5 protein-coding genes and 2 pseudogenes are annotated in these 8,930 nt (G+C 42.6%); 2 read left to right on the forward strand and 5 right to left on the reverse strand.

What is annotated here, in order from left to right; translation table 11 throughout:
* A pseudogene (locus AB204_RS24070) lies at positions 1-373 on the reverse strand (hypothetical protein); the annotation flags it as partial.
* Between AB204_RS24070 and AB204_RS19835 the strand changes: the two are divergent.
* Positions 374-2,122 (forward strand): acyl-CoA dehydrogenase family protein, encoded by a 1,749-nt coding sequence (locus tag AB204_RS19835; RefSeq protein ID WP_047965115.1) that lies wholly within the window; start codon positions 374-376, stop codon positions 2,120-2,122.
* Between the two features lie 311 nt (positions 2,123-2,433).
* Complete coding sequence (locus tag AB204_RS19840) at positions 2,434-3,534, forward strand: glycerol dehydrogenase (protein ID WP_047965116.1); 1,101 nt, start codon at positions 2,434-2,436, stop codon at positions 3,532-3,534.
* A 191-nt stretch (positions 3,535-3,725) separates the two neighbouring features.
* Here AB204_RS19840 and AB204_RS19845 read toward each other — a convergent pair whose 3' ends face one another.
* From AB204_RS19845 to AB204_RS19860, 4 genes and pseudogenes are all read right to left on the reverse strand, one after another.
* Positions 3,726-4,820, reverse strand: a complete 1,095-nt coding sequence (locus tag AB204_RS19845; protein ID WP_047965117.1) for a Fic family protein — start codon at positions 4,818-4,820, stop codon at positions 3,726-3,728.
* Positions 4,821-4,921: 101 nt separating this feature from the next.
* Positions 4,922-5,092, reverse strand: a pseudogene (gene glpC, locus AB204_RS19850) (anaerobic glycerol-3-phosphate dehydrogenase subunit GlpC); the annotation flags it as partial.
* Between the two features lie 115 nt (positions 5,093-5,207).
* Positions 5,208-5,390 (reverse strand): MbtH family NRPS accessory protein, encoded by a 183-nt coding sequence (locus tag AB204_RS19855; protein ID WP_047965119.1) that lies wholly within the window; start codon positions 5,388-5,390, stop codon positions 5,208-5,210.
* Positions 5,387-8,545, reverse strand: coding sequence for a thioester reductase domain-containing protein (locus AB204_RS19860; RefSeq protein ID WP_235428153.1), 3,159 nt, complete (start codon positions 8,543-8,545; stop codon positions 5,387-5,389). The genes AB204_RS19855 and AB204_RS19860 overlap by 4 nt, the downstream gene beginning before the upstream one ends.
* Positions 8,546-8,930: the final 385 nt, after the last annotated feature.

Genomic DNA, 8,930 nt, shown 5'->3' on the forward strand with positions numbered 1-8,930 from the left:
GATCAGGGAAGAAGGTTGCCAATGCTTTCCGGCTTCCTGTTCCCGCAACACCGAGCAGGACACTTTCGTCATCTTTGGCAAAAGTCACTTTGGAAAAAACAGCATACTTTTTCAATTCAGTTAATTGCGTGTCCAATACGGAATGACGTTCAATATAGGCAAAACCTTCTCCACGTCGAAACAGCCGTAGATTACTCCACATTTTTCCTTTGGCATCACAATGCGCAGTTAACACATGTTGGTTTTTATCCTTAATATCATTTTTCTCATTATCTCCCCAATGGCTTAAGAAAAAAGATATGTTTTTCTGTATCCATTTAACGTGCGGATGGATCATATACATTTTATTATCCAAGAATAAGGTTATGGTCATATGAATCAACCATTATGTAACTCAGTATTAAAATTAAAACATTATTTTAGAATAAGTAATCCAGAATCTTCGGATAATATTTCAGATATACTTAAAACCACCTGCAATGATTACCAATCATCAGTAAAGAAATTTATAGCGTTACTTAACTATATTAAGAAAAATAATATCAATTTAACTTCATTTAATGAACTGGCTGCACTTCATGAATTAGTTGCCCCCCACGATGGGGCTGTAGTTTCTATGCTATCAATTCATTTTAATCTGACCACAGGAACTATCACCAATTTAGGGGCACAAACACCATACATAGAAGATCTATACCAAAAACTTTGTTCAGGTCATGCTATTGGCGTATATCTGGCCACTGAACTGGCTCACGGTCATAATCTGGTAGCGATCGAAACTCAGGCCGATTACCTTCCAGAAAAAGGTGTATTCATACTTAATTCACCCAGTCCCGGTTCATATAAATTCATGCCCAACACCATATCGTGTGAATTACCTAAAGTGGCGGTCGTTTTTGCCCAACTCAATGTATCAGGGAAAAGATACGGCATTTTCCCATTTGTATTCCCTCTGTCAGTCAATGGCAAATTAACTACTGGTGTTAAAATCACTACACTCGGCGATAAACCAGGATTTTATCTTGATAACGCAATCACTTCATTTAATAACGTTGAAGTTTCTTTTGAAGGGCTTCTTGCCGGCAACATGATCACATTGCACCGAAATGGTCAGGTATCATTGCATACTAAAACATTAAAAGAACGGTTTGCGTTAATCACAAACCGAATACATACCGGAAAATTATGCATGGCCATAAGCTCTGTTGCAGCAGCGAAATCCGCTCTGCATATCACCAGCATTTATGGTCATAAACGACAAACTTTCGGCTATTCAGGGGCTATGCCAGTAATCAACTATCTTCATTTTAAAGAGGGAATTGCCTGGGATACTCTAAGTACGGTCGCACACTCATTATACTTAAAAGAGTTGACGGAAAAAGTTTCAGTAACGCTATCCAAAACTGTCAAAAACTTTAAATTTTCAGATGATCTGCTTATTGAAATTATCACGGCTAAATCCCTGTGCACATGGCGTACACAAGAAATATTAATTAACTGCCGTGAACGCTGTGGCTCTCATGGATTATTTATTATCAACAAGATACCCCATTATCTGATAGCTAATTTTGGTGCAATTACTGCCGAAGGCGATAATCTTGTGCTTTCCCTGAAGGCGGGAGAAATGATTCTTATTAATGGCATAAAAAATAACAATAAAGATATTCAACATGATTTATTCTTCATTCTGACTAATTACCTGAATTTTTTATTAAACAAACTGAAAAAGATAATCGTCAGCGGCAATAGAAGAACAAATTTGGATATTGTTAATAAACATAGTGATGATTTTCTGGAACTGAGCCGGACATATGCTGTTTTATCCGTTGTGACGACAATGATTGACTCGTATCATCATGATGATATTGACATGATTATCGAAGGTTACCTTATCGACTGGGCTCATCGTTCCATGAGTAACCTCTTAATAAATGAGATAATTGATCTGCAAGAATCTAAAAAAACAGAGGAAAGACGCACAGAATACATACGTAAAAATGCTGAAAAGATCATTGATTTTATTTCCTGTTTTGAGGTGGATAAATCTGGAATTGAAACACCAATATCAAGTGATGACTATATATCCTGGTATGCAGAAAACCATGATCAGTTAAAGGATTAACTCTCAGTTATCACCGTGAAATACAGTGTATTCTCGTGAACACCGCCGCCGAACAATCCGGATTAAGAGTCTACAGGGATAGGCTCTTCTTAACTGAGTCTCGCATCGTCATACCCTGAATCAATCCTCTTCCCGTTTTTCCTACCAAATCACACATTTCCTGCTTTTACTCATAACCCCTCTGTATATTTTGCCGTATAGTGTTGATGGGCAGGTAAACACATATTTTGACATGACACTGTCTGTAACCTGCTTCATGCCAGTATTGTGACACTCTATACCTAGTTTCCAGTGAAGAAGGAATATTTCTTATGCTGAAAGTGATCCAGTCTCCATCCAAATATATCCAGGGGCCAGGTGCGTTATCTCACATTGGTCAATACACCAAAATGCTTGCTGACCACGTCTTCGTGATTGCCGATAATTTCGTGATGAGTCTTATTGGGGATACTGTCAGCAAAAGTCTGGAGAAACACGAAGTCACCAGTCACTTCGAAATTTTTAACGGTGAGTGCAGCCGTAGTGAAATCCAGCGCCTGTCAGCCATTCTAGTGAGTAACCAGTGTCAGGCTGTGGTTGGGCTAGGGGGTGGAAAAACCCTTGATACAGCCAAAGCTATTGCACACGAATCCAAAATGCCAGTGATTATTTCTCCTACCCTTGCTTCAACCGATGCGCCGACCAGTGCCCTTTCCGTCCTGTATACCGAACTGGGTGAGTTTGACAGCTACCTGATCTACCCACAAAACCCGAATGTTGTGTTGATGGACACCAATATTATTGCCAAAGCGCCAATTCGTCTGTTTGTGGCAGGAATGGGGGATGCGCTCGCCACCTATTTTGAGGCACGAGCCAACAGTGCAGCCCATAAACCCACTATGGCTGGCGGTGCAACATCCACCACAGGTCTGGCCCTGGCAAAACTGTGTTATGAAACCCTGCTGGCAGAAGGTTACAAAGCAAAACTGGCAGTGGAAGCGGGTGTCAGCACGCCTGCAGTTGAAAATATTGTTGAAGCGAATACCTACCTCAGCGGCATCGGTTTTGAAAGTGCGGGTCTGGCTGCCGCTCACGCTATCCACAATGGCTTTACGGTGTTGGAAGAGTGTCATCATCTCTATCACGGAGAAAAAGTGGCATTCGGTACTCTGGCACAATTGCTCTTGGAAAACAGTCCAAACGAAGAGTTGGAAACCGTGCTCGATTTTTGTGTACAGGTAGGTTTGCCAGTCACGCTGGAACAATTGGGTCTGCGTGATAATGAAAAACTGAATCAGAAAATCATGCAGGTTGCCATAGCAAGTTGTGCGGAAGGGGAAACCATTCACAATATGCCATTTACTGTAACACCAGAGCAGGTTTATGCCGCGATTTTGGCCGCAGACCGAATGGGGCAGGATTGGTTGTATTGAGTGGTTGCGATAATAATTGACGTGAGATTTTCCCCCCAACAGGGCAGCCAAATAATATTATCTGTATGATATTACACCACCTATCATTGTATATACAGTGATAGGTGCATCAATCATAGTGAAGTAAAAAATAGTGAAGTAAAAAATAGTGAAGTAAAAAATAGTGAGCCAGTACTTTCCTTAAAATCGATTCAAATATGATGAATGATATAGCGTGTACTACGGCCACCAGCTTCAGTTTTTTCCAAACAGCCAAGTTCCACCAGATGATTTAAATGCCGGGTCGCTGTTGCGCGGCTTACTTTAGCCACTTTCTGATATTGGCTACTGTTAATACCTTGCTGAAAATCACCATCCAACATTCTGTTCAGGACTTTGAACTGTTCTCCGCTCAACTGACTTTGATCGATACAACGCCAGAATCGGGTCTTTTTCACCGTATTATCAATTTGCTTCAATTTAGCAATCAGCGTGTCATTTAATGTTTGCAGAAACCACACCATCCAATCGGTAATATCCAAACCATTACGCTGTGTCTGTTCCAATATTTCATAATATTGTTTACGACGTTCACAAATACTCACTGACATAGCATAAAACCGGATCGAGCGATTTTCTCCTTGCGCCAATACTAAATCGGTCAGAAAACGGGTAATACGCCCGTTACCATCTTCCATTGGATGCAGTGTGACAAACCATAAATGTATTATTGCTGCCCGCAGGATGGGATCAAGATTGAACTCATGACGAGATTGATTGAACCAGGCAATAAGTTTTGCCATCTCCCCTTGTAATCTTTCGGCAGGTGGAGCTTCAAAATGAATAATCGGTTTGTCTATTCTACCAGAGACAACTTCCATTCCTCTATGCCTCAACTGCCCGCCTTTGATAGGGTTAAACAAGGTATAACCTTCGGGGAACATCAATTCATGCCATTTTAGAATGCGTTCAAGCGTCAATGGTTCGTTATACCTTTCCACCACATCAAAGGCAATTTCAGCCATACCATCAGATTGTTCACTCGTTGGATAGGGCTTAGTTTCACTGATACCTAATCGATTTGCTAATGAAGAACGAACTGATGCCGCATTCAGCTTTTCGCCTTCGATTTCGCAGGAATAGAGAATACTGGCAAGAAGATTATCCAATGTTGCTTGTTCTGTGTTTTCAGCGCCCGCTCTTCCCAGCAATAATCCCTGATTAAAATGAATTTCCCGCAAGATGGGCGTCAGAACATGCTCATTCCATTTAAAATCAGGCCAATTTTCTTGTTCCCATATCCACATTAGGTTTCACCTTATGATGCCAACTATCGAACCATTCTACTCATCTTGTGAGGCGAATAACAACGCTATTTGCCTCACAAAATGAGGCGAATAGCTCACCTAATCAATTCAATCCCCGGAATACGCTTGATCAATTCAATAGAATAGGCAGCCCAGCCCATTTTTTCCATATGGCATGGCGTGTGGTAGGCCTCTTTCAGCGGCGTATGATAGAAACAGTGCGTTGCCAACTCCACGTGATCACGTATCGGTCGGGTATCTACATCTAAAATAAATAACGAGCGAAAAACGCGCATGGAAGGGCGCAAACAAAATGAAAAATGGGCATGCTCCCGCAGAAGCATACCCATGACAGTGATTAATAAAGATTGATAATAAGCCAGTAATCTATTTTGTCGGCTCTGGCCAAATTGCAGCAATGTGGCTCAGGCACTCTTCTTTTGATCCCATTCTGCCAATTGCCATCCATCCCATTGGGATATCATACTCAGCAGGCCAGACTGAATACCGCTTTTTGGCATTGATGACGACCATCCAATTCATAGCATCATTTCCTGTTGTCTGTTTCATGCTATAGCCTCCTTTTTGAAACTTTCTGACAAGATGCCCGGTAAGAATCCAGTGCCAATCAGATAACGTAATACTTGATGAACGTATTCAGCCGTAATTGTCGGGCAGCGAATGTCGCTTCCTGCTAACCCTGACAGCGTATTTTTCAACTCCAATTCAGGATGAATTTCATCAATATAATCTGGATCCAGAGCACGATAAGGTTTCTTCGTCATATCCCTGATCAGGGGGATCAGCGGATACAGCGGGTGCGTATCATCCAACGCAAGGATCTTCTCTTTACCCTCATTAAACGGTACGGGGTTGAGGATGTAGCCGAACTCCCTCACCCAGTCGAAAAATTGCCGGATAGAAACTTGTTCCGGGTTGAACAAGTTGAAGAATTTTCCATTGGATTCTGGTTTTTTGGAGATATGGACTAACGATGCCGCCACATAATCTACCGGTACAATATCAAGCAACAGAGCATGGTCAGGATAAAAACCCATTGCCAGATAGCCTTTCAAAGATGCAACCAGATAATCATTGCCCTGTGCAGCGCCTGTACGGGTGTGTCCAAGAATCAGGCCCGGACGGTAAACACTCACTGGTACGCCCCGTTTGCGAGCAATATTGATGATCCCTTCTGATACCCATTTACTCCCCGAATAGCCAGAAGGATCACGCACCGATTCACTCATGGCACGATCATCTTCCAGATAAGGGCGAGGTGATTCTGTCGCAAACAGTGCATTCACGGAGGAAACATAATGGAAATGTTTCAAACGCGCAGTGCAGGCCAGTTCCAATGCCGTTCTGGTACCATCGACATTGATCCCCTTCAGTGCACTATAGGGATAAATGAAATTAACCAACGCCCCGTTGTGATAAATAACATCAACACTTTCTGCGATCTGTGTCCATGTCTCCGGTAGCAAACCAAAACGTGGCTGCCCCAAATCACCGATAATGAAATCCACTCGGTCAAGACCATTACCTACATCAATCTGGTAATTTCTGAAGCCGGCCTTGATTCTGTCGCGGGCATGTTTTTCATCAGATGCACGGCATAAGCAGATGACTCTGGCCGAAGTTTGTTTCAACAATTGCTCCAGTAAATGCAGGCCAAGATATCCGGTCGCGCCTGTCAGCAATACCGTCTCTGGTTGAGACCAGTTAGCCCGGGGCAATCCATCAGGACGAATACTTTCTTTCAGATAAACATCATTTTTGAGCGTTTCAGCATGCTGACGGATTAATGCTTCGCTATGATAATTTCCCATGTTCTGGGCAGGATTTGCCTGATACACAGCTTGCATTTCATCCAAAATGGATGCGATTCTGGCAACTGTCGGTTCAACATAAATGCCGGAAATCGGTATCCGCAGTGAAAATGCTTTCTCAATATTTTCTACCATACGGGCAACAAGGATGGAGTGCCCCCCGATCTGGAAGAAATCATCAGTAATTCCAAATGCGTCCGTCTCCAATAAATTACGCCAGATGGCATAAACGCGTTTTTCCGTTTCTGTTTGTGGCTGTACCACGTCATAACTGGCATTCAATCGTTCCGCAACTTCTTCTAACCGCTTTCTGTCTCTTTTGCCACTGCTTGTCAGCGGAATATAAGGGATACGATAATATTCAGTCGGTATCCAGGCTTCGTGCAATACTTCTCTGAGCGATATTTGTGTTGCATGCACCCAGTCCTCTGGCACAACCATATTTGGATTGAACAGCACAAATGCCTGAATTTTGGCAAAGTCGCCACTGCCAGCCACCCGGATAATGGCATCCTGTATGCCATTTTGTTTTCTTAGTGCAATTTCTATCTCACCCAACTCGATTCGATATCCACGCACTTTGACCTGATCGTCCTGTCTGCCCATGTAAATGAGAGAGCCATCGTCAAGCATGCGTGCCATATCCCCCGTCAAATATGCCCTTTTACCTCTTTGTGTCACATCGGGAACATATCTTTTCGCGGTTTCAGTCGGGTTATTACGATAACCCGCAGTCACGCCCAGCCCACCGATGAGAATCTCTCCCACTGTCCCTTTAGGAACAGGGCGCAGATATTTATCCACAATGGTGATACTGGTGCCCGGAATAGGCCCGCCCAATTGAACTTTATCGCCTTTTTTCATGCGGAACGCAGTTGACCAGATAGTTGTTTCTGTCGGGCCATAAACGTTCCATAACGTTCCTCCCGTGTCTGTCAATTGATCGGCAAGATCCTGTGACAGCGCTTCCCCACCGCAAAGCATGCCCATTTCAGGACGCGGTTTCCAGCCCGCATTCAAAGCCATTGACCAGGTAACAGGTGTAGCTTGGGCAAAAGTAAACCGTGGATCTGACAACGTTTCGGACAATGCTATTGCATCACGTTGGGTATCAATTGAAGTAATGTAGATACTGCCGCCATGAACCACGGTCAGCAGCAATTCCAAGACTGAAATATCAAAGGAGAACGTTGTCAGTGCCAACATGTGGTCACGCTGACTGATTGACAGCAGCTTGCCAAAGCTACATAAGCAAGCAGCCAGATTGTCATGTTGTACTTGTACTGATTTTGGCAACCCCGTAGAGCCAGAGGTAAACATCACATATGCAGGATGATCGCCTAGCTCAGGAATCTCGATGCCTTCAGCCTCTTCAGTTATCTCGTTGATGTTACTTAAGATAACCTCCATGGGGATTAATGTTGACGCCTTAAGCCCCGCCGATACCGTATCATCAGATATCAAAATACTTTCCGGCAGACTGGCGAGAATATCATTCAGGCGTTTTTCCGGCATCATGGTGTTCAAGGGGATATATACTGCCCCTATCCGCCAAATTGCCTGCATAGTGACAAACCATGAAATGCCTCGCTGGGCTGCAATGGCAACATTGCTTCCCATTTTGACGCCGTGGTGACGCAAAATATGTGCCGCTTTATCAATTCGCTGATTGAGTTCACCAAATGTCAATATTCCATGTGGATCTGAAACTGCGATGTCATTCGGTGCAATTTTTGCCAATTCAGCCAACCGAGAAGGGACATTTTTAAACCACGGTTCTAGCGCTGATATCATGTGACTGATATTACTGTCTATTTCAGTGTTATCAGCAGGAGAAAATTTTTGCCCAGTAAATGCTGTGTGTAATATTGCCTTGTGTGTGTAAGTATTCATAATGATGTTCTCATTCTGAGCTCCACTTGTATCATCATTTTTCATGATGAATGGAGGCATCGATGCTGGTAGTCGTTATTTTTCAGTTTTGGCCTACATTCAGCATTTACAAATACCTTATGTTGACTTTAACTGAATAATAAAAATAAATTGCAAAAAATTTAGTGCGAATTTAATAAATATATTAATTAGTATTATTTTGTAATCTTTGATTAGTTAAACAATCAACTTATAAACATCAGTCTTCATAGTGGGACAGAATGTATTACGCCTATACATGCTGCACCAAGACCTTTCAACATATTGATATTATTATATTTTACATCATAAACAGTTATCCGATACTGCATGAAAACCGCTATCGTGAGCATGGATAACCATTTGT

Origin of the sequence: Xenorhabdus khoisanae (assembly GCF_001037465.1) — a bacterium.
Lineage (GTDB): Bacteria > Pseudomonadota > Gammaproteobacteria > Enterobacterales > Enterobacteriaceae > Xenorhabdus > Xenorhabdus khoisanae.

Excerpts from the sequence above, each read along its gene's own strand:
- AB204_RS19835 (WP_047965115.1), top strand. The coding sequence starts at position 374 with ATGAATCAACCATTATGTAACTCAGTATTAAAATTAAAACATTATTTT.
- AB204_RS19840 (WP_047965116.1), top strand. The coding sequence starts at position 2,434 with ATGCTGAAAGTGATCCAGTCTCCATCCAAATATATCCAGGGGCCAGGT.
- AB204_RS19845 (WP_047965117.1), bottom strand. The coding sequence starts at position 4,820 with ATGTGGATATGGGAACAAGAAAATTGGCCTGATTTTAAATGGAATGAG.
- AB204_RS19855 (WP_047965119.1), bottom strand. The coding sequence starts at position 5,390 with ATGAAACAGACAACAGGAAATGATGCTATGAATTGGATGGTCGTCATC.
- AB204_RS19860 (WP_235428153.1), bottom strand. The coding sequence starts at position 8,545 with ATGAATACTTACACACACAAGGCAATATTACACACAGCATTTACTGGG.